This is a genomic window from Pseudomonas saponiphila (genome assembly GCF_900105185.1).
In the GTDB taxonomy this organism is placed as follows: domain Bacteria; phylum Pseudomonadota; class Gammaproteobacteria; order Pseudomonadales; family Pseudomonadaceae; genus Aquipseudomonas; species Aquipseudomonas saponiphila.
Genome location: NZ_FNTJ01000002.1, coordinates 2,022,235 through 2,042,334, shown reverse-complemented (window position 1 = coordinate 2,042,334; position 20,100 = coordinate 2,022,235). Strand labels below are relative to the sequence as shown.

Here is a 20,100-nt window from a genome sequence, read left to right as displayed (position 1 = left end):
CATCCGAAGTACACGCAGGCCTTCAGAAATACTGTGTGGCGCTGGCCCAGATCCGCGGTGTGCGTTCGGGTCCGCTGCTTTCCTGGCTGTTGTTCAGGGGCCAGGCGCCGGTCACGCTGATCTGTTGCGATGGCCCGCTCCAACTGGCGCCCACACCGGCGCCCGAGAGCTGGCGGCGGTTTTCCTCGCGGGTCCAGGGACGTTTGTTGACTTGCACCGCACCGTGGTCGACAAACGTCTTGAGCTGCCAGCGAGGCGCCAGGGCGTAGCGCAACTCCAGGCTGGCCTGCCAGCCCAGGTCGCCACTGCCATTCCCCTGGGGATAGGCACGCACGTCGAAAGGACCGCCCACGCCGAACTTTTCCGAGCTGTCCAGGTTGGCTGACGCCCACTGAGCGTTGAGCTGGGTGTAGAGCTGAAAACGCGGGCTCAGGTACTGCAGGCGCGCGGCATTGAGGTTGAACTTCTGGAAGCCGCCGGCGGTACCGGCGGTGAAGTGATCACGCCATTGGTCACCAGGATCGTCGAGGCTCAGCCGCCCACTGCCAAAGGTGAGGTAGAAGAAGGTCTGGCCGCCGCCGAGCAGGCTGTCCTGGACATTGCCATTGAGGCCCAGGCTCCAGAGTTCCACGTGTTTCTTGCTGCTGACCTCGAACAGATCGATGTCATCGCGCAGCCGCTTGTCCTCGTATTGCAGCTGGGCGCTGAGATCGAAGGTACGGCTGCGGATCAGCGGCTGGGTGACGAAGACGCTGCCGATGCTGGCCTGGCCGTGGGCCTCCAGCAGTTCAAACACCTTGCCCAGCTCATAGGTCATCTGCGAATAGGCCACGCCCAGGCTGGTGGACCAGGGGCCAAGCGGGAGCTTGTAGGCGGCGCGGTAGTAACGCTGATCCTCATCGCTGCCCAGCACCCGCAGGTTGAGCTGGTCGCCCAGGCGCAAGGGGTTGTTCAGATTGAGGCTGCCCCCCAGCCGATATTCGCCGGTGTAGTAGCCGCCATAGTTGTCGGCTTCCAGGCTGCCACTGGCCCAGGGCCCGGGCCGGGCATCGATCAGCAGGTCGGTGGTGCCGCGCTGCTCGCCGGCACGCAAGGTGCCCTTGACCCGTACTCCGGGCAGATCGCTCAACAACAGCAGACTGCGCTCAAGGTCATCGCTCAACACCGGGGCATCGCTCTGGAATGCCGACAAAGGACCACGGAGCACCGAGTCCAGGGCCCGGGACTGGTTGTGCAGTTCGATACGGCCGTAACGACCCTCGATGACCTCGATGCGTACCACGCCGTCCTCGATCTCCTGGGCCGGTAGAAAGGCCCGGGCCAGCATGTAGCCCTGGCTTTGGTAATAGGTGGTCAGGCGTTCGGCAGCCGCACGCAACTGGTTCAGGTCCAGCTCCTGCCCCTTGAGGTCCGCCAGTAGCGCCAACAGGGTCGGATTGGAAAACGCCTGATTGCCCACCAGCACGAAGTCGTTGACCTGCAGGCGAATACCCGAGGTATCCGGGGCGGGTGCACTCGCTGGCTTGACCGCCGGCAGGTCCAACTCCGGTTCCGCCGGTTCCGGCAACGCCGGTTGGGTGGCCTCGATATCACGCATCGCCCGCCCCGCGCTGGGTACATACCCTGCGGCCGTCGCCAGCCCCGGCAGCAGCAAGAGCAGGCTCAAACAACTTCTGGACAGCCGTTGCCCAGCCCACGCCAGGTACCCGGCCGGCGGGCCGCTCAATGACTTGCCCAAGGCAACTTCAGTCTTGTATCCGCGCACTTCCACTCAGCGTCTCCCCGCTGTCTGTTGCCACTTGGTAATGAACCACCGCCTGATCCGGGGTCGTTCCTGGTACTTCGGGCAGGGCGATCCGCGCCGAGCCAAAAGGCTCCACGGTGATGCCCTGCAAACTGATGGATCGACTGCCGCTGCCCAGCGCCAACTGGGCGAAGGACACGTAATACGGCGTCGGATTACTGGCCAGCAGTGCGCCTTCGCCCTTGCCCTCGGCGGCGAAGCGCCACCTGAGCTGGCGTACGGCCTGGTCTGCCGTGCCCGTTAAGCCCTGGGGGCGATACAGCAGCTTCATGCGCATGCGGTAGGCCAGGCGCAGGACGTTCTCGGTCACCGGCAGCCGGGACGGCACTTCCAGAAAGTTGATCCAGAACACCGACTCCCGATCGCCAGGCAGCGGCTCACCGCTGTAGCGCAGCATCAGGGCCGTGCGCTGCATGGGCTCCAGCCGGGAGATCGGCGGCGACAGTACGAAAGGCACCGCCAGCCCGCTGGGACTGGCCTTGGCATCGCCCTTGTCCAGCCAGGCTTGCAACAGGATCGGCGCCTGGCCGATGTTGCCAACCCTGATGCTAATGACGGAGCTGTTAGCGGGGAAGATGAACCGGGTGCCGGCAATCGACAGGTCGGCCTGGGCCCAGGCACTGCACCACAGCAGCAGCGCCGCCAGCAGCCAGCGGCCAACATCGGCACGGCGTGGCATGTCCCGCCCTTCCAGGTAGCGCATCAAGGCTCTCCCCCCTGGCGTGAACCCGCGTTGCCAGCGGGAGGTGTCCGGCAGGGAAGCTGGAGCAGGTCATAACCGGAGGCGGACGCCGGATCACGGGGCGGCAACTGGTAGTCGATCAGGCAGCGCTGGTCCGGCTCAGTGCCCCACTCCACACGGAGGGTTCCCTGGTCCTGTTCGGAACGCAGCACCAGGCGACTGCCTTGGCCGACGGCCCCCAGTTCGGCGCCGCTCTGGTCATCGACGGCGACCGCGGCAAACGGCAATTGCCGGCCGTTGGGCTGTCGGCTATCGATCAGGAACGCCCGGGCCCTGCGGGTGGGATACGAGAGCATGACCACCGCGCCCGCCACCGGCGCGACGTTGCGCGAACTGACCTGCAGTTCGACATCGTCGGCCATGCCGCTGGGATCGATGTCCACGGTATTCAATTGATAGGGGCTCAGGCTCGGCACCACGGCGTAGCCGCTGCCATCCACCCGCGTCCGGGCATAGCCGACCCTGGCACCCTTGGCATGGGGGGCGTACACCAGGCCCGAGGTTTCACTCAGGGTCTGGGAGAAGGTCAGGCCGCCCCGATGCAAGACCATGCCTCCGGAAGCCCCCAGGGATTGCTGGCGATAGTCGCTGCCCTGGGAAAAACTCGAGCTCAGGGACACCTCGGGCATGAAGTAGTTGAAGCTGGCGTTGGTCGCGGTTTCGCGCTGACGCTGATCATGGGACGCGGACACGGCATAGGTAGCATCGCCCCGCTCCCCCAGGGTCCCGGACACACCGCTGGTGTAATGCGCGCCGGAGTTCTGGTCGTGACTGGCGTAGGCGTTGACCGTCGTTCCCCGCCGTCCCTCGTGCCCCAAGGGGATCGACAGGCTGAAACTGAAATAGGTGTTGTCCGCCCCGGCTCCACGTCCCGAGCCATTGCTGGACGCGCGCATGCGCTGGGCCATGAATGAGTAGCTGTTGCCCCGCCATTGATTGCCGTAGCCCAGTGCGAAATTCAGGGTCTGGCCCTGGCGATTCCAGTACTTGAGGCTGGAGCCGGTGACATACAGCTGGCCGCCGCCCTCGCCCAGTTGCTGGTTGATGTTCACGTCCAGGCGATCCCGCACGCGGGAAAACGACTCGACCCCGGCACCACGCTCCACGTAGTCCTGCAAGGCAATGGCGTCATGCAGCCCCAGATAGCCACTGGTGGAATAGCGATACGCCAACAGGGAAAACTGCGTACCGCTGACGGGCAGGTTCTTGCTGTAGGAAAGGCGCAGGCTCGACCCCTGCAGGCTGCCGTCCCGGGGCAATTCGGTTCTGGCCTGAGTCAGGTCCAGAGCGAAAGCGCCCACTGAGGTATTCAGCGCACTGCCGATCAGCGCCGACATGTAGCTGCCGGTCACTGCCGTACCGAGGTAACCGGTCAGCTGGTTATCCAGCCCGCGGTGCACCGTGCCCTGGGCCACATACTGCTCGCCGCCTAGCCCCGGGTCGGTGACCTGGCCCGCCGTCAGGCTGTAGCGTGAAGTGCCCGGCCGCAGCAATTGCACGGTGGTGGCAAAAGGCACGGTGAAACGGCTGATTTTTCCATTGGCCTCGGTGACCGTTACCTCCAGGTCACCGCCAAAGCTTGCCGCCTGCAAATCGGCAATTTCGAAGGGGCCGGGGGCAACCGTCGTCTCGTAGATCAGATAGCCGCGCTGATACACCGACACCTTGGCATTGGTGCTGGCGGTGCCCCGCACTTGCGGTGCGTAGTAACGCTGGGTATCGGGCAACATCCGCGGGTCGCTGGCCAACTGAACGCCGCGAAACGACACCGAATCGAACAGATCGGCATCGGTCACGCTTTCCCCCACCAGCAACTGCGAGTGCCAGTCCGCCAGCTCGGTCTGGGCATAGATATAGCCACGCTGATAGCGGCTGCCCAATTCCGGCGACCAGGTCGCGGTACCGCTGTGGCGCAGGCGCAATGCGCCGATATTGAGCCCCATGTTGAGCCCGGCGTAGCCATTGGTCTGGCTTTGTCCACGGCTCTGGGAGCTGAACAGGCTGGTGTTGTAATTGAGCACCGCCGCGGACACTCCGGAATCCCAGCTCGCCGGATCGACGTAGGTCTTCGACAGGTTCGGCTGGAGGAAGAACTGCGGCACCGACAGTTCGATCTTCTGCTCGGCGATATTGATGCGGCTGGTTACCCCAGGGATGTAGCTGCCCAGGTCTCCACAGAACAACCCCTCCCCCATGAGCGGGTGGGACGCCCCGGCTCCCTGCGCAACATCGGCCTTGTGCAGGTCGATCCCCAGTTGCTGCAGCGACCCGCGATCGAAGCACGGCTGGCTACCTTGCTGCTCGTCGCTGGCACGGAACTCGACCTCCAGCAACGCCCGCCATTGGCCACTCACCAGCAGATCGAGCAGGTATTTGCCGGGCGCGATATAACCCAATTGCTCAAAGCGCGAAGTATCGATGGGTGTCTCCTTGCCTTGAAACAACATCTGGCTGTCGAACAGCACACGCTCGCCGCCAGCCTGGTGAGAGCTCTCCTCGCTCGCGACCAGGACCATCGAGTGCCCCATCAGCACTGCCAGACACAGCGTCTGTACAACCGGAGCAGAACCCCGACCACACCAAACACCCGGGCGCGCAGATACACCGCGCCTATGGCACTGAACACTCAACATAACGAGATCCCAACGCGCTCAAGAAAGAGCAACCGGACAAACGAGCGAAGTTGAATTAATAAACCAACTAGAGCAGTGAACTTTTCAGCAACCGGCGGCCACCGAAATCGTTGATCACCTCATAGCTGATGGAAGCCTTGGCCGGATCTTTCGGAGCTGTCGCCGGCCAGGCGAACGATTCCTGGGCAAACGGCGCAACCATGCCTGGTTTAAGTGCGAACTGACGGCCTCCCAGTTCAACGTCTATACGACCGAAAGACACGTAGTAAGGCGTTGGATTGGATACCTTGACCACAGGCACTTGCGTACCTGTTGGAGCTGAACTCAAATGACCGGCGCGATTGAATTCCCACTTGAGTTTTTCAGCGGCCGAGTCGACAGCGCCGTCAAGATTGTGGGGTCGAAAGAAAATCTTGATACGTGTTCTAAAAGCAAACTGCAGTACGTTTTCATCCTTCTCCTTGCGTGGTGGAGTTTCCAGTACATTCAGCCAGAACAATGATTCGCGATCGGTCGCCAATGGCTCTTTCGAATAAGCGAGGCGCAGTACTGCCGAATCGCCAGATTCCAGGCGACTGACCGCCGGTGCCAGCAGAAAAGGCACTTGTATTTCTTCAGGGGCCTTATTGGCCTCCCCTTTATCGATCCAACTTTGCGCCAAAAGAGGGACAGGACCGGAGTTACTTATTTTCAATGTAACTTCCCGGGCGTCAGCCGGATAAACCAACCGAGTACCTTGTAGAACTATCCCGGCATGCGCAGTTCCCGAGAACAGCCCCAGGAACATGACACCGATAACGAGAGAATGTACAAAACGCGCTGTCGGCGTCATGACCTGCCCCTTAATAACTAACGACGGTTACTGATAAGCCAGGGTGTAGCGAATAAAGGAAACACCCGAACCGGCACCGACCGAAGCTGCCGTAGAGACGTAAGCGGCCTTGTACTTGAGGGTTGCGGCGTTACCGGAAACCGTTGCCACCTGTGGCGTCGTCTCGGCCTGGCCCAGGACAATCTTCTGCGGTTGAGCAGCGTTGTCGTTGTAGATCTGGATCTGTACACCGGTTGCCGGTGCACTGCCGATCAGCTTCAGGTTGCCTGTAGCCGGGTCAATGTTGTTGACCTGATCGAACTCGATGGACACTTTGGAGTCGTTCTTGCAGTTAGTGCCCGAGAGTTTCAGCTCGAAGGGTTTCAAGTCGGAGGTGGTTCCGATTTTTGCAAAGTGCGTAGGCAAGAAAGTGCCCAACTCAACGTTGGTCACGTTGTTTTCGCCCGGCGCCTTGCCGTTGATCTCGCAGGTCACGTCAGTGATGCTGCCACTGAAGTTCACTACACCGTCGGTAGCCTGGGCAAACGTCGGGATCAATGCAGCCAGCATCAAACCGGAAGTAGCCATGGACAAGAGAGACTTGCGTTTCATCTGATTTCCTTTTCCAAATGACTCAAAGGAACAAGAACAAGAAACTTCCCTATACCAAAGAGGTCGGCAAACACTCTTGCCACCGCAATAGAAGAAAAGATTTGCCCCGCCTTTAAACGTTTATGATTACTGCTGGTTTCCAGCTCGATGCCCCACTTCAATCACACAAGCGAGCCAGGCTTGCCAGCAGGACGCCACCATATCGAAGAGCCGATTGTTTTAGATCAAGACCACGCCGACTCGAATTACAGGAATACTCCCAGAGATCTTCAAGAAATTTCCTACAACCCAAAAACATCGTCCACAACACAACATCCAGATGAAGTTTTTAAATACAGGGCAACTGTGCTGAAACTTGAAAACTTATTAATAAGCAGCAGATTAGTGAAATCGCTAATGAGCGAAATCAACTTGGCCCACACCCGCTATCGAGAGCGACAACAGGCGTTGGGAGGAAGAGGCAATACACCGCAGCAGATGTAAAGTCAGGCGAACAAGAACGTCGAGAGGACCGGGTGAGGACTTGCAGCGCAGTGGGAAAGCAGCTTGGGCAAAACGGCAGGCAACAAAAAAGCCCCGGAAATCGATGATTTCCGGGGCTTTCATTTGTATGGCGGAGAGATAGGGATTCGAACCCCTTCACGCCTCCACTAGGGCCGCTTTAGGCCAGCAATTACGGCAAAACGTACAGCATCGAAAGGTACATAGCGGCCTATAGCGGCCCCTGCTTTGCCCTAAATTTGCCCTAAAGCTACGATTACCATTCAGCAGCTCGTCGCCTCAAATCGCGATCAGCCCTCGCCTAGATTACTGTATATAAATACAGCATTGGATTCGAGGTAGTACCGTGCACGCCGAAGACGAAACAGCAGATTGGCTGGGCATCCCTTCGCCCCTGGAAACCAGCAAGCAGCACATCCTGCTGCTGGAAAATGAAATTGCTGAGCTGAATCAGCAACTGCGCGCAGCCCGGGAAAACATTTTCAAGCTGGTGAACCTTCAGGCTCAGACAGAAAGTGATCGTGACGAAGCTCTGGCACGGCTTCGAGAGCGCTCAGGGGAAGCGGCAAGGTTGCGCCAGCATGTCCGGGACCTAGAGCTGACTATCCGCAGCCAGGAACGGGCCAACGAAAACCTACGCCGACAGATACCTGAAACAAGAATGCCCTAAAGCCCTGAGTAACAACGGTTGCAGGGCATTTTGAAAAAGAGAAATCCACCCCTTCATATTTCTGCGCAGGCCGCCCCAGGCCAGATACCAACGCTGCATCCAGCAGAATCAGAAACAAAAAAAGCCGCATAAGCGGCTTTTTCTGAACGCAATGTTTATTCCCAGATACTCTGGTGGTACTATCGGACCAGCAAGAAGGGAAATAAAACTATGACCACAAACATAGTCTATCAGCAAAATGACTGGCCGTAAATAACGGTCTATCAAATTTTTCTCCCTTCGTTGCGAGGCGCCACCTGGTCACAGGTTGGCATTCTCAACCCCTGAACGGAGAGCACTGGATGAAGCGATTTTTTCCAGATGAGCTGATCCGAGCATTACAAGCGATCTACTGGCTTGTAAAACTCGGCAGCTTGATCCCACAGCTGTTTATCTAACGGAAAAAGCCCCCGCACCTTAGCTCGGTGCGGGGGCATTATTACTTCGTTGAAACGATTTCTTTGACGTAGCTCTGGCAGGCCGCCAGGGCGATCAGTCCCTGGTCACCATCTCCGGCGATGGCGACAATTCGTTGAGCAGCCGCTGGGTCAAGTTCGGCTCTCGTCGCTCCATGAACCAGGCCGCCGGCACCGGCGGTGGTTGACAATTCGTTGAGCAGCCGCTGGGTCAAGTTCGGCTCTCGTCGCTCCATGAACCAGGCCGCCGGCACCGGCGGTGGTTGACACCCCACCGCTACCACCCGAGGCGGTGGTGTTGAGTAGGACTGACAGCCGGACATCAGCAGTAGCCAGCTGACCGCGCAGGCGAGCCTGTTTCGCTTGTTCATCGCGCAATTCCTTGTAGTGAGTTTTGTCATTCGCCTGCAGGCGGTCCTCCAGCTCCCGGCGGGCGTCCTGCTGGGTTTCCTGCCAGTCGATCACCGCTGCGGCGGCCTGCGCGCGGTCCCTGCCGTACGAATCGGCTTGGTCCGCCAGATCCTTGCCGTAGGCGTTGGCCTGCCACGTCCAGGCCAGCCAACCACCCAGGGCGACCCCCAGCACCAGGGCCAGGGCTGGTAACAACCAACCCGGGGCCTTCACACCAGCACCTCAAGGGCGCGCTCATACAGCGCCTCACGGTCCGCCAGGCCATTGGTGCCGCCATTGATACGTTTCGTGATGGTGAGAAAGTCGCCCTTGTCGGCCAAGGTATTCAGGCTCGCACGTTGCCAGAACCAGCCCGCCGACAGCGCCGCATAAACCGGGCTCTCCAGCAGCTCCGGGGTATTGAGCAATCGCGAATCGCAGAACAGCGCCTCGCTGCAGGCTTCATAGTTGGCCCGGCCGGTGATCTGAATCAGCCCCCGCCCCCGGTACTTCTGGCCGTCGCCATCCGCTTCTGGGGTATTGCCAAGACGCTTGGCCAGGGTGCCGGTGTCGTACTTGCTCAAGTACTGATCGCTGCCCAGCTCGCGCACCCACTGCAACTGGCCGGACTCGTGGCCGATCTGCGCGATGAACGCTGCCATCCGCAGCCGGGTGATGATCGCGTACTTGCTCATGGCCGCGTTGAGAGCAGGAGCAAAAACGCCGGCTTTAGCGCCGGCGTTGGGGAGGATCTGCAGCAGCTGCTGCGCAGTAATGGTCATGCGTGATTTCTCCAGTGGTGATGGGGTTTAGAGCTGCTCGACCCTGAGCGGCTTGGTTGCTTTCTTTTTCTTGCCCTTGGCCTTCGCCTTACCCTTCTTGCCGCCGTTGCATTCAACGGTGGTGCTCCACCCGGACTGGGTAAACACCTGCTCGACCGAGTCGACCAGGTACTCACCATCGAGGCCGGCCTTGAAGCCCTGGGCATTGATCATGCGTTCCGCGATCAGGTCAGTACGCCCGGGCATCTCCAGACGCACGCCCGCGGTGCTGCGATTGAACGCTGCCAGCCGGGCCTTGGCGGCCTGCTCTGCGGCGGACTTGTTCGGGTAGATATGGCGGTCGGTGTGCACCGGCGGCAGCCCGTCCGGCGAATCCTCGTTGCCCAGGTCGACAACCTGGAGCTTGCCGCTCTTCTTGTCCTGGTGCTTGGTCTGCACCGCCTTGTGCGTACTGCGATCGCCAAGCCGAAACTGGTAACGGCTCACATCGCGGCGCGTGATGGTGACCGTGCCAAGGGCCTTGCCGGTCGTGCTCTGCCCCGCCTGCCGCGGCAGCACCAGCAGCTTGCCATCGGCCACCTTGGCCGTGCAGTCGTACTGCTTGGCCAAGCGGGTGATGAAGTTGAAATCGGATTCATTGAGCTGATCGACCCGGGGCACCTTGGTGGTAACCGGGCAGACCGGCTGCCAGCCGTTGCGGGCGGCAATGTCGCGCACGATCTGCTGCAGCGGTACATCCTCCCAACTGCCGCTGCGAGTGGTCTTGCCGCTGCCGCGCATATCGCTGGCCTTGCCGCGGATCTCGATGGTGTCCGGCGGACCTGATACCACCACTTCGTCCACCATGTAGCGTCCTAGGCGGGCCATCGACTGGCCGGCGTAGCCCATGAACACCTCGATACTCGCCCCTCGGCTGGGCAGCGCCACGGCCCGGTCACGGTCGTCTACCCGCAACTCAAACTCGTCCGACTCCATGCCGGGTTTATCCGAGGTCCGCAGGGTCACCAGTCGGTCGTTGATCAGGGCTGTGATGTCGCGGCCATCCGCGACGATTCGGAAAATGGGTGTCATGCAAAAAACCTCCCCCGAGTGACGGAACCGCCAGGACTGCATAGAATCCGGCGACCATTGCCCCTACAGGAGTTGAAGGAATGAAAAGGATTTTCGGATTGACGCTGTGCCTATTGGCCGCATCGATGGCCCAGGCCGAACAGAAATTGCGGGTGATAGATCTGGGCGACGATCAGCCCGTCAGCGCCGAAGCAGCAGAACGCGGACGGCAAGCCATAGCGGCGCAGGAAGCCGCCAAGAAGATCAAACCCGAGGAAGCCCGCGAATTCCTCAAGCGCCTAAACAAGACGGTAGAACACGGCCAGAACCTAGCCCTGTCCGGAACCATGGACGGCAAACAAGCTCGCGATCAGGCCATTGCACTGAAAAAGTTAATGGATGAAAGCGACCGTTTCGGAACGCTGTTCGCCCCCTTCGCTAAATGCCGCTCCGCAGCAATCGATGCCAATACTTCCTGGCAAGGCATGATTTTCAAGGACGCTCGGCAGTACTCCGAAAACCATATGTCCTACCAGGCGGCCGCCAAGGAGTGCGCCCAGGCTGCGGGCTAATCCCACAGCTGCACCACGGCATCGACCGCCGCCGGCAGCTCCGGCAGTACGATCAACACCCCAGCCTGGAACGGCTGGGGTTCATCACCCAGCCCTTGGTTGGCATCCAGCACCGCCTCGACACTGCCATTTAGATGCCCGTAGAACCGGTAACAGAGGGTGTCGAGCAGATCCCCATCAGACGTTCTGCATGTCGTCGCCATAGCTTACAAACTCCAGTGAAAAGCCCTGCTTACGTGGTACACCCCCGGCCAGCAGGTGGCTCTGCTCCTCCTCGAGGCTGGTCAAGCACCAGGTGCCCAGCACTTCGCCATAGCCTGTAGTCAGACTCAGCGGCTGGAGCCGGCGGCCAATGCTGCGCAACTTCTGCAACTGACCGAGCCCACCCTTGAACCCTGGAAACACCGCCCCCTTGAGGGTGATCTTGTCGTCGCCCTGCCCCACCGCTTGCTGGGCAATGCTGCGGGTCAGGCGTTCCTGGCCGGCCCAACGGAATGCTGTCTGCCGCCGCAGCTCGTCAAAGGCCGCGGTGTCGAGGTTGAAGTAGTAAGGCTGCCCACCAGGGCGCAGCGGGTGAATGATCAGCAGGTGCGGAAATGGTTTTACCGCCGCGGCCGCCGGCGTCCCCTGACCACCTAACGCACCACTCGGGAAGATGTTGCCCAAGGCTGGGCTGGCCTGGCCGCCGATTCGGTTGATCGCCGCACCGGCCCGGGCTGTCTGCTCTTGCAGGCTGCCGAGCCGCTGCTGGATCTGCCCCGCCGCCGACACCGCCTGGCTGTAGCCGGCAGCGACCTGGCCGACTACCGACTGCGCTGCTGTGATCCCACGCAGGGTGCGCTGCAGCTTGGCGCCGATCTCAGGCCCCACAAATGGCACGTTCTCCAGCTCCGAAGCCGCTCCGGTGATATCGCCGATTGCACCGTTCAGGGGGGTCAACATGCCGTCGGCACTGGTACGCCCAGCCTCCCCTGCTGCAACCAGGGACTGGAGCCCTGATTGCAACTGTTCCATATAGGCCATGGGGCCTCCTTAGACATGTGGTTCATCCGACAACTGCCGGGCCGCGGCCTGCCTTCCGTACTCGTCGAACATCCGCCGCAGGTGCGGTTCCACCTCCCGCGCCAGTTGGGCCGGGTCCTTGACGTCGCCATTCACCGTGATGGGAATTGTTGGGGAGAACGTGAATTGCTGGTCGACCTTGGGCGGCAAAGCCTTCGCAGGCTCAGGCGCCTTAAGCATCGCAGGCACTGCTGCAGAAGGTGCTGCAGCTTCCATCGAGCGCACCACCTGCCCCATCACCGGCGGCGCCTGGCGAGGACTGAAGGACTTGGCGATATCACCCATCACCGGAGGGATGTTCTTCCCGGCATCGCGCATCATCAGCGGGCCAGCGTCGGGCATTCGTTTAAGCCCCGGGTCGGAACCGAACATCGCCTTACCCGCGTACCCACCCAGGGCATCGCCGCCCCAGTATCCGAGGGCGCCGCCAACAGCAGCCCCCACCGCGCCACCAATGGCCGTACCGAGCCCGGGAACGATAGAGCCAATCGCAGCACCGGCCGCCAGGCCGGCCTTGGTGCCGATCATGGCACCCGCCAGGCCCCCAGCCGCACCGCCATAGCCTTCGGCCTTCTCGTCCTTGGTCTTGGCATTCTGGTAGGTGTCCGCAATCTTGAGGCCGGAGCCCAACGCAGAGAGCAGCCCACCACCCTTAACCCAAGGTGAAATCCCCTTGACCATGGAGCCGACGCCTTTCAGTGCCGAAGTCCCCAGGTTGACCACCCCTTTCAAGGCGGACGATCCCAGTCCTGCCGCTCCCTTGACCGTCCGGCCCACAACACCCGGTCTGAAAAAATTTCTCAGAGCCTGTCCGGCCCTGCCAAGTCGGTCGCGAAATCCACCCTGAGCCCCCTTACCACCTTTACTGCTCTTCTTGTCCCGGCCGCCGTCAAGGTCGTAATCACCGCCACCCATGGCGCCGGCGTTTGTGACAAACACCCGTTGAATCACATTCGGGTTGCCCATCAGCGAACCCCGGGCAACGTTCAGCAGGCCCTTACCGATCTTGAACGCCGAGACCACGCTTTTCAGTGCGAGCAGGCCCGCGCCCACGGCGGTGACACCGGCGACCACACCCGGCATTTTTTCCGTGAGCCCCGTCAAGGAGGTAGCCACCGTCTTGATGCCCCTGGCCACCGCATCCGTCGCCGGCCGCAGCGCATCCCCGACCGCACGCATGCCGTCGTTCATCGCCTGCGCGGTTTCGGCCCAGAGCTGCGAGGAGGTTTCGCGGCGCTCGGCCAGGTTCTTGTCGAGGATGCCCTTAGCACTGAGCGAGTCTTTCTTAAGCTGCTGGTACAACTCACGGTTCTGCGAGTACGCCATAAGCGCCGCCTTGACCTGCATGTCCGCGAACAGGTCGCCCGTGCGCAGGGACTGCTCCAATGCGTTCAGCATCGCTTTGGCCTTGGCGGGGTCCGTCTCCTTGCTGATCTTCGCTTGAGCTTCGGCCATCTTCGCAGCCTTGGCCGGGTCGGTGGCCTTGATGTAACGCATAGCCAGTTCGAAGCTGGATTCCAGGGTCGACTTATTATTTTGAATCCCGGTGGCCATCGACGCCTGGTAGTCAATGCCCGCATCCTTGTACGCCTTGACCACTTCACTGGAGCCGATTTTCTCCATCCAGTTTTTCAGGTTGTTGGCCGCTTCATCGGAACCACCGGCAGTCTTCATCTGCACTTGCAGCATCGAGCCCAACTGAGTCACCGCGTCCATGCCGGTGATTTCCATCTTGCCCATCCCCGCGAGCAACTGCGGGAACCAACGCGCCATGTCCGCCGCTTCGAAGCTGCCGGCCTGGCCTTGCAGGGCGATAGCTTCCAGGGCCTTTTCCATGATCTTGGGGTCGGTTATCTTGGCGTTCTGCTCCAGCGCCTGGATCATCCTGGCCGTGTCTTCACCGCCCGAGCCCTGGCCGACAGCAAACTTGGCCGCCACCGGCGCATAGGCCAGCGCCTTGTCCAGCTCCATACCCGCGCCAACCAGTTGGTTAACCAGGTCGGCCACCTCGTTGCGACCCATGCCGGTGTCTTTCGAGGTCTGAATAATGGTGCGGGACATCTCGGCTTCTTGCGGCTTGTTCGCCACGTTGGCCTTGATCGCAATGTCCCGGATGATCGCTTGATAGTCGGCGCTGATCTTGGTCGGGATCGCGACAGCAGCGGTTCCCGCCACGGCCTGGCCAATGCCCGACTTCAACCCCTCCTTGCCCTGCTTGATCTGCTGGTGCCCTTTGAGCTGCAGGTCGGCACCCTTGGCCACCCGGCCGAGGGCCTGGTACTCCTGGCGCAACTTGCCCACCTGGATGCCCTGCTTACGCAGGTTTTCCAGGTTCCGCTCCAGCTTGCTCAGCAGTCCGGCTGCAGAAGCCGCGCCACTGTCGTGGGCCTTTTTCCATTCATCGCGCAGACGCATGGTTTCGCCGATGGTGTTTTTCAGCACCTTGGCCTTGTTGCCCTGCTCCTCCAGTTTCTTGATCCGGTTTTCAACCGTCTTGAAGGCAGCCCCCACCGTCGCACTGACGGCACCACCAATCACCAACCCCAACGCGAGATTGCGCGCCATCCGATCCCCCTTTACCCGCGGTGACGGGCTCAGTCCGTGAGCCACCAGACCATGTCGGAAAAGCGCATGGTCATGATTTCTTCAGCGGAAAAATGCAGCTCGCTGGCGAGCCGCTTTGCCGCCATCTTCAGCACCGCCGGGTCAAAGTTCGTCGTCTTGCACCAGGCGAAAATAGCCGGCCTGCAGACGCTGGTAGTCCTTGAGGGTCATGCCCTCCAGGTCCTTGCTGCCGACCTCGGCCAGGCTGGAGAACAGCGCGAGTTCGCGCTGCTCGTCGTCGCCGCCGGCGGCGATGTTGGCTGCCCGCACGTCGCGCACAGTCGGGGCCCGCAGGGTGATCTTGTCGCACTGCACGCCGTTCAGCTCGACAGCCTTGGTCAGGGCCACCACTACGCTATCCGTGCTCAGGGTCATCCAGGCCGGAGTTTTCTTTGCTTGAGTCATGAGGGTTTTCCTTACAGGCCCAGGGCCGAACGTTGGGCGGCGAGCTGGTCGACGCCGTTAATCACGCGCTTCATGCCGAGGGCATCGATCTCGTAGATCAGGCGGCCGTCGACTTCCAGCTTGTAGTAGGTCAGGGCCACGTTGTGCTTGATCTCGGCCTTGTCGCCGGCCTTCCAATCGCCCATGTCCACCTCCTTGAGCAGGCCGCGCAGGGTCACAATCGCCGGGGTGACCCGCCCCTTCAGGCCCTTGAAGGCGCCACGGAACACACCGTTGAACGCCGTGCCATCGGCCAAGCCGAACATGCGCAGCGAGTCGCGGCGCACGCCGGTGGTGGTAAACCCGGCCTCTTGCTTCTCCATGCCCATATCCAGCTCCACCGGCAGGTCCATGCCGCCGGCCCGATGTTCCTCGGTCTTGAGCGTGAGCTTGGGCAGGGTCAGGCTGGGCACATCGCCCTGGAAGCTGACGCCATCGACAAACAGATTCATGTTGGCCAGGGTTTCGGGAATCATTGCCATTGCTGCGGCTCCTTAAGCGGCTTTATCGAGGACTTCGGTCAACCATTGATTGGTGACCTCGACGCGGAAATTCGGGTTCTCGGCGGGCGGCACATCGGTAAAGCGGATGTTCCAGTACACCTTGCCCTGCTCCAGCTGGCTGGCGGTGTTCAGCTCTGGGTCCGCGTAGACCTCGAAATTGATGATCGCGCCCTGATTCTTCAGGTCGCGCATAAACGCCTGCAGGCCCTCGGTCACATCCTTGACGTAGGTGGCCGTGATCGAGCGGTCCACCGCCCACTTGTGGCCGTAGAGGATGGCGTCCATGACGATATCCATGGTTCGCACCCGGGTGACAAAGGCCCACTTCGGATCGCTGGACAGCGTGCGGTTACCCCACAGGCGAAACCCGGCATCGCGAATGATGGTGGTGATGTTCGCGTTGTTCAGCAGGTTGGCCCGGCAGGTCTCGTCACCGTCGAGGAACTCGATAGGCCGGCCTGTTCCGGTGATGCCGACGAACTCCTTATTCGAGGGCGAAGCCCAGAACCCGTACTCGTTGTCAGTCCAGGCGAACAGGCCAGCCGTCCAGGCCGCCCCCGGTGCGCCGACGGTGGCGCTTGCCTCGGTGTCCCAGTATTGAATCCCCGGGTCGACCAGGTAAGCCCGCTTGGCGCCGAAGTTCTTGGCGTACTCCATGGCCGCCTCGTCGGTGGTGTTGGGCCCATCGAGAATGGCCAGGCCACGCAGCTTGTCGGCCAGGGCTACCAGGGCAGTGCCGACAGCCAGGGTCGCGCTGTGCTTGGGAGTCACCAGCAACCGCGGCTGGGCATTGAATCGGCTTTTGCCGTCCAGCAGCGCCTGCAGGCCGGTACGCTTGCCGTTGGCCAGCACGCCGCCAATGATCGCCGAGGTTTGCTGCGCGGCGTCCTGAACCTTGGCCACGCCGCACGCGACGATCACCGCCTTGGCCCGCTGGTAGATGGCCTGGCACGCCTTGGTGATGGCCGCATCCGCGCCCCAGGCGGCGATAGCCTCGCGCTCGTTGGTGATCAACAGCAGGTCGTTGGCCTTGGCTGTGGCCGCCGGGCCTTCAGTGAAGGTGTCCACCAGACCGATGATCGAGGACGTGGGCAGCGAGATGGTGCGTGCGCCGGTGTCCACGTTGGTGACGGTAACGCCGTGAAAGAAACTCATGGATAGGCTCCAGAAATGAGAAAGCCCCGCATATGCGAGGCTGGGTCGGTACGAGCGCCGAAGCGCTGGAAAGAAAACGCCCCGTCGGTGCGGGGCGTTTACTCAGTTTGATCTGGGGAGGTGGGCCAGCGGATGGCGGCTGGATAGCCTTCCTGCTGCTCAATCCGATTGAGATCGATCCGGTAGGTCTTCCACTGCTGCAGGCGTGCTACCTCATCTTCAGTTGCCTGGCCGGCCTCCACTGCATCCTGCAATGGCCCCATGCGATTTGCAGCTGCAGCCAGCAGCCGATCACGCTGTTCAATCGCCAGCGTTGCAAGCTCCCCCAGTTGGGGTACTGGATCGGGCGGATTCTCAGCGCAGTAGTATTCATCTGCATCGAGCTGATCAGGGCGATCGACTGCGCGCCAACTCGCTCTGTCATTTCTCACCGCAAAACCACTCATAGACTGTCCTCCCAGCCGTAGGCATATATGGCACTACCTGAGCCGGACCCGGCCCAGCAAACCCGCGGTCCCTCAAGCAAGACTTCAACCGCTTGCACAGCCCCAGCCGCGCCCGTCTGAGTGGTGACGGCTGCAAACGGGGGGTTGTTCAGTGTCGACACTCCGCCGTAGGTGGCATTCGGTGCAACCATCGTTGAGGAGTTGCTAGTGGGAGCGGCTACCCCAACAGCGATAGTGGCCGCTGTCGGCGGCACAAACGCCGATACGTACACGATTGTCCACAACCCCGAGGAGGGCGAGCCGGTTACACCGCTGGCCATCTGCCGCGGTAGGGGGACATTTGTTCCAGCAATAACAAGGTATTGCACGCGCCGCCCCCACTGAGTGAATCCCAGCGGGTACTTGCTGGCCGTGGCATCGGTACGAATCCAACCCACCCGAGCCTTGAACGAGTAGCCTTCCGGCAGAAACGGGACGGTCTCACTAAGAGACAACAGGCCAGCCACTCCTGACTCACCTTCGATCACCCAGATGGCGTACCAGGTCGACCCTTCCAGCGGGCCCTTGTCCAGCCCATTGGCGCCGACTTTCTCCACGCTAATGCTCAAGCCGATACCGGATAGCGACTTCGTGAAAGCACCATTCCCAACGATGAGCTGATCAGCTTTCACGTTGATGAGCGCGCTCAGGCCTGACGCAGAACAGCTAAGGTTTCGATGCAGCCCTACGACCTGATTTTTGCTCATGTTGCGGACCTGCTCGGCCAGGGCGGCAACATCGATGTTCGCCTGATTAACCGGGGCGCTCCAGGCCTTGATACACCACATAACCACCAGGTTACGAGGGCGAGTCTCAGTGGCAGTTCTCACAACACGCGAAGCGTCAAAGTTAACTGTTGTATATGCATTGGCAGCAACTACATTACCTTTTGTCACAGATGCCGATGAACCGCTGAAGACTCCGGTTAGTGCCTGGGCCAGGCCGGTCGAGTCAGCTGCACTGATAGTGCCCGTAATGTTCTGCAGCGCATCGAGCTGATACACACCCAGGCCCCGCCCTAGGTCAACACCGCGCCCGTGGTCCCAACCACGAAGGAATTCACCGCGGGACTCTGGCAGTCGGAAGTTACCCGTGCCCTCATCCCCCTTGTTGTAGGTACCGCCCAGATAAGCTGCCAGGTCTGGATAGGTCGCAGCGCTCTGCACGCTGCCATCGATCTCCAGAAAACCCGGCGGCACGCTGGTCTTGGGAAAGGCCACTATCGAGCCCACCGACAGCGCTGACGCCTTGGCGACAATCGACTCGATCTCGGCCTTGGTGTAGGTGTCGGTGATGCCATGCCCGGCCAGGGTGTTCGGGTTGGTCCCGGCGATCACCCGGCCATACTTGTCTACCGTGACGTTGCCATAGGCACCAGCATTGACGCCGGTTCGGCCGGCGACCATATCGAAGGTCAGCGCGGTGCTGCCCAGAACAATCGGCCCATCGGTCACCAGTTGCCAGACGCTGTCGCCATTGACGGCGCCGGTCTCGATACTGACGAACAGCCCCGGGGTAACTTCCAGGCTGGTGTCGGCATCCTGGGCACGCTTCCACACGCCCGTCGACGACACCACGTACAGGCCATTGTCCTTGGCCTGGGTCTGGTTCTTCACCAGCACTCGGGCATCGGCAGGCAGCAACACGCCGTCGATGGTCTGAATCCCGCTCAAGGCGATGTTGGCCGTGGTGGCCACCAGCGCCGAATGCTTGAAGTCCATCCTGGCCAGGGCATCGATCACCGCATTGTCGACATACTCGCGGGTAGCCAGTACCACCGCAGGATCGATCTTCAGCACGATCTGCGCGGTGTTCGACACAATGAAATTCATGCGGATGATCTGGGTCTTGCCAGTGCCCTGGGCCAGCAGCGGCTTGAAGCTCGGTGCGCAGTTGGCCACCGCCACCAGGTCGCCGTCGGCGTCGAACAGGCCGATTTCGCGAATCCAGCGCCCGCCGACATCCGACGGAATCACCTGTTCGGTGATGATCAGGTTCGGGTTCGCCGGATCGGTGCGCACCTGGTTGACCGGCGCCCGGCGCCATTCATTGAGCAGCTTGGTCTGGGCCCGGTTGGGAATGGGGTCGGTGCCATTGGCATCACCCACGGCCATTTCCTTGAAGGTCCAGGGGATACCCAGGGCGGTGGCGTTGGCCTGTTTCGCCTCGCCTACCGCCGTGAGAATGGCGAAGAACTGACTGTTGGAATCAATCATGGGTACACATCCAGAGTGTCTATTTCATCAATGCACATGACCTGCCCATAACGGCCGGTCACTTCGATATCGCGGGGAGCCGGCGGGTAAACGTCGATCACCTCGCCCTGGTCGACATAGGCGCCGAAACCGATCACCCCGCTGCTTTCCAGGCTGATGGCCAGGCCGGTCATGTGCCGACTGACGGGCTTGGCGTCGTCGATCAACCGGGTTAACTCGGCATACATCTCCTCGGTGATGCCGGTATCCAGCACCCCGACTTTCAGCGCGAAGGTGGCCGGCGGCCCCTGGGGAACCGTCTGCCACCACTCGACCACCTCAATCAAATAGCCCAGCGGCTCCACCGCCCGGCGCAGCGCGCCGATGGTGCCCTTGCGCGCATGGATGAAGAACGAGGCACGAATGGCATTACGCTTGACCGTTTCCGGCCAGCGCGGGTCCCAGCGATCCACCGACCAGGCCCAGGCCAATTGCGGCAGCAGGTGCGCCGGGCAGGTGCTGGGGTTGTAGAGGGCTCGCAGTATCTGGGCGGTGTCTCCCGCCTTGGCGTCAGCAACCTCCAGGGCGCGCTCCAGGGGCGTGCTGTTGATCGGCAGTAAGCTGCTCATG

20 protein-coding genes and 1 pseudogene are annotated in these 20,100 nt (G+C 61.2%); 4 read left to right on the top strand and 17 right to left on the bottom strand.

The annotated features are described in order from the left end of the window. Window positions 1–22 precede the first annotated feature (22 nt). From BLV47_RS31315 to BLV47_RS31295, 5 genes are all read right to left on the bottom strand, one after another. Window positions 23–1,666, bottom strand: coding sequence for a ShlB/FhaC/HecB family hemolysin secretion/activation protein (locus BLV47_RS31315; RefSeq protein WP_425272203.1), 1,644 nt, complete (start codon window positions 1,664–1,666; stop codon window positions 23–25). Between the two features lie 79 nt (window positions 1,667–1,745). After that, on the bottom strand, window positions 1,746–2,507 hold the full coding sequence (locus tag BLV47_RS31310) for a fimbria/pilus periplasmic chaperone (RefSeq protein ID WP_092320397.1): 762 nt from the start codon (window positions 2,505–2,507) through the stop codon (window positions 1,746–1,748). Further along, a complete protein-coding gene (locus BLV47_RS31305) occupies window positions 2,507–5,062 on the bottom strand; it encodes a fimbria/pilus outer membrane usher protein (protein ID WP_244168982.1) in 2,556 nt (851 codons plus the stop codon). The genes BLV47_RS31310 and BLV47_RS31305 overlap by 1 nt, the downstream gene beginning before the upstream one ends. Before the next feature lie 184 nt (window positions 5,063–5,246). Then, complete coding sequence (locus tag BLV47_RS31300) at window positions 5,247–6,011, bottom strand: fimbrial biogenesis chaperone (protein ID WP_092320395.1); 765 nt, start codon at window positions 6,009–6,011, stop codon at window positions 5,247–5,249. Between the two features lie 27 nt (window positions 6,012–6,038). After that, on the bottom strand, window positions 6,039–6,602 hold the full coding sequence (locus BLV47_RS31295) for a fimbrial protein (protein ID WP_092320394.1): 564 nt from the start codon (window positions 6,600–6,602) through the stop codon (window positions 6,039–6,041). Window positions 6,603–6,749: 147 nt separating this feature from the next. Between BLV47_RS31295 and BLV47_RS35860 the strand changes: the two genes are divergently transcribed. Together BLV47_RS35860 and BLV47_RS31290 are read left to right on the top strand one after the other, a co-directional pair. Continuing rightward, window positions 6,750–7,085, top strand: a complete 336-nt coding sequence (locus tag BLV47_RS35860; protein WP_143038325.1) for a hypothetical protein — start codon at window positions 6,750–6,752, stop codon at window positions 7,083–7,085. A 364-nt stretch (window positions 7,086–7,449) separates the two neighbouring features. Beyond that, window positions 7,450–7,773 (top strand): hypothetical protein, encoded by a 324-nt coding sequence (locus BLV47_RS31290; protein WP_092320393.1) that lies wholly within the window; start codon window positions 7,450–7,452, stop codon window positions 7,771–7,773. Between the two features lie 478 nt (window positions 7,774–8,251). Here the strand turns inward: BLV47_RS31290 and BLV47_RS31285 are convergent. Next, a pseudogene (locus BLV47_RS31285) lies at window positions 8,252–8,693 on the bottom strand (lysis protein). On the opposite strand from BLV47_RS31285, the gene BLV47_RS37215 reads away from it, so the two are divergent. Continuing rightward, on the top strand, window positions 8,616–8,831 hold the full coding sequence (locus BLV47_RS37215; protein WP_425272214.1) for a hypothetical protein: 216 nt from the start codon (window positions 8,616–8,618) through the stop codon (window positions 8,829–8,831). The pseudogene BLV47_RS31285 and the gene BLV47_RS37215 sit on opposite strands and share 78 nt — an antisense overlap. 17 nt (window positions 8,832–8,848) lie before the next feature. Here BLV47_RS37215 and BLV47_RS31280 read toward each other — a convergent pair whose 3' ends face one another. Next, window positions 8,849–9,400, bottom strand: coding sequence for a glycoside hydrolase family 19 protein (locus BLV47_RS31280; protein ID WP_092320392.1), 552 nt, complete (start codon window positions 9,398–9,400; stop codon window positions 8,849–8,851). 27 nt (window positions 9,401–9,427) lie between these two features. Beyond that, window positions 9,428–10,471 (bottom strand): phage late control D family protein, encoded by a 1,044-nt coding sequence (locus BLV47_RS31275; protein WP_092320391.1) that lies wholly within the window; start codon window positions 10,469–10,471, stop codon window positions 9,428–9,430. Window positions 10,472–10,551: 80 nt separating this feature from the next. On the opposite strand from BLV47_RS31275, the gene BLV47_RS31270 reads away from it, so the two are divergent. Beyond that, entirely contained in the window at window positions 10,552–11,022 is a 471-nt protein-coding gene (locus tag BLV47_RS31270; protein ID WP_092320390.1) for a hypothetical protein, read from the top strand. On the opposite strand, the gene BLV47_RS31265 is transcribed toward BLV47_RS31270, so the two are convergent. The 9 genes from BLV47_RS31265 to BLV47_RS31225 form a co-directional block, all read right to left on the bottom strand. Then, window positions 11,019–11,225, bottom strand: coding sequence for a tail protein X (locus BLV47_RS31265; RefSeq protein ID WP_092320389.1), 207 nt, complete (start codon window positions 11,223–11,225; stop codon window positions 11,019–11,021). The two genes, BLV47_RS31270 and BLV47_RS31265, sit on opposite strands and share 4 nt — an antisense overlap. Further along, window positions 11,200–12,045 (bottom strand): phage tail protein, encoded by an 846-nt coding sequence (locus BLV47_RS31260; protein WP_167365726.1) that lies wholly within the window; start codon window positions 12,043–12,045, stop codon window positions 11,200–11,202. The genes BLV47_RS31265 and BLV47_RS31260 overlap by 26 nt, the downstream gene beginning before the upstream one ends. A gap of 9 nt (window positions 12,046–12,054) precedes the next feature. Beyond that, window positions 12,055–14,649: a phage tail tape measure protein gene (locus tag BLV47_RS31255; RefSeq protein ID WP_092320388.1), complete on the bottom strand. Its 2,595-nt coding sequence runs from the start codon at window positions 14,647–14,649 to the stop codon at window positions 12,055–12,057. Window positions 14,650–14,790: 141 nt separating this feature from the next. Beyond that, window positions 14,791–15,093, bottom strand: coding sequence for a phage tail assembly protein (locus BLV47_RS31250; RefSeq protein ID WP_092320387.1), 303 nt, complete (start codon window positions 15,091–15,093; stop codon window positions 14,791–14,793). An 11-nt stretch (window positions 15,094–15,104) separates the two neighbouring features. Beyond that, entirely contained in the window at window positions 15,105–15,614 is a 510-nt protein-coding gene (locus BLV47_RS31245) for a phage major tail tube protein (protein ID WP_092320386.1), read from the bottom strand. Between the two features lie 12 nt (window positions 15,615–15,626). Then, window positions 15,627–16,790: a phage tail sheath C-terminal domain-containing protein gene (locus BLV47_RS31240; protein WP_092320385.1), complete on the bottom strand. Its 1,164-nt coding sequence runs from the start codon at window positions 16,788–16,790 to the stop codon at window positions 15,627–15,629. 98 nt (window positions 16,791–16,888) lie between these two features. Next, entirely contained in the window at window positions 16,889–17,236 is a 348-nt protein-coding gene (locus BLV47_RS31235; RefSeq protein ID WP_092320384.1) for a tail fiber assembly protein, read from the bottom strand. Continuing rightward, window positions 17,233–19,491, bottom strand: a complete 2,259-nt coding sequence (locus tag BLV47_RS31230; RefSeq protein WP_208605321.1) for a phage tail-collar fiber domain-containing protein — start codon at window positions 19,489–19,491, stop codon at window positions 17,233–17,235. The genes BLV47_RS31235 and BLV47_RS31230 overlap by 4 nt, the downstream gene beginning before the upstream one ends. After that, window positions 19,488–20,099 carry a phage tail protein I gene (locus BLV47_RS31225; RefSeq protein WP_092320383.1) on the bottom strand — a complete coding sequence of 204 codons (612 nt, stop codon included), beginning with the start codon at window positions 20,097–20,099 and terminating at the stop codon, window positions 19,488–19,490. Before BLV47_RS31225 ends, BLV47_RS31230 begins: the two co-directional genes overlap by 4 nt. Between the last annotated feature and the right edge of the window lies 1 nt (window position 20,100).

Coding starts and splice junctions, on each gene's coding strand:
- BLV47_RS31310 (WP_092320397.1), bottom strand. CDS start 2,507: ATGCGCTACCTGGAAGGGCGGGACATGCCACGCCGTGCCGATGTTGGC.
- BLV47_RS31305 (WP_244168982.1), bottom strand. CDS start 5,062: ATGGTCCTGGTCGCGAGCGAGGAGAGCTCTCACCAGGCTGGCGGCGAG.
- BLV47_RS31300 (WP_092320395.1), bottom strand. CDS start 6,011: ATGACGCCGACAGCGCGTTTTGTACATTCTCTCGTTATCGGTGTCATG.
- BLV47_RS31295 (WP_092320394.1), bottom strand. CDS start 6,602: ATGAAACGCAAGTCTCTCTTGTCCATGGCTACTTCCGGTTTGATGCTG.
- BLV47_RS35860 (WP_143038325.1), top strand. CDS start 6,750: ATGCCCCACTTCAATCACACAAGCGAGCCAGGCTTGCCAGCAGGACGC.
- BLV47_RS31280 (WP_092320392.1), bottom strand. CDS start 9,400: ATGACCATTACTGCGCAGCAGCTGCTGCAGATCCTCCCCAACGCCGGC.
- BLV47_RS31275 (WP_092320391.1), bottom strand. CDS start 10,471: ATGACACCCATTTTCCGAATCGTCGCGGATGGCCGCGACATCACAGCC.
- BLV47_RS31270 (WP_092320390.1), top strand. CDS start 10,552: ATGAAAAGGATTTTCGGATTGACGCTGTGCCTATTGGCCGCATCGATG.
- BLV47_RS31265 (WP_092320389.1), bottom strand. CDS start 11,225: ATGGCGACGACATGCAGAACGTCTGATGGGGATCTGCTCGACACCCTC.
- BLV47_RS31260 (WP_167365726.1), bottom strand. CDS start 12,045: ATGGCCTATATGGAACAGTTGCAATCAGGGCTCCAGTCCCTGGTTGCA.
- BLV47_RS31255 (WP_092320388.1), bottom strand. CDS start 14,649: ATGGCGCGCAATCTCGCGTTGGGGTTGGTGATTGGTGGTGCCGTCAGT.
- BLV47_RS31250 (WP_092320387.1), bottom strand. CDS start 15,093: ATGACTCAAGCAAAGAAAACTCCGGCCTGGATGACCCTGAGCACGGAT.
- BLV47_RS31245 (WP_092320386.1), bottom strand. CDS start 15,614: ATGGCAATGATTCCCGAAACCCTGGCCAACATGAATCTGTTTGTCGAT.
- BLV47_RS31240 (WP_092320385.1), bottom strand. CDS start 16,790: ATGAGTTTCTTTCACGGCGTTACCGTCACCAACGTGGACACCGGCGCA.
- BLV47_RS31235 (WP_092320384.1), bottom strand. CDS start 17,236: ATGAGTGGTTTTGCGGTGAGAAATGACAGAGCGAGTTGGCGCGCAGTC.
- BLV47_RS31230 (WP_208605321.1), bottom strand. CDS start 19,491: ATGATTGATTCCAACAGTCAGTTCTTCGCCATTCTCACGGCGGTAGGC.
- BLV47_RS31225 (WP_092320383.1), bottom strand. CDS start 20,099: ATGAGCAGCTTACTGCCGATCAACAGCACGCCCCTGGAGCGCGCCCTG.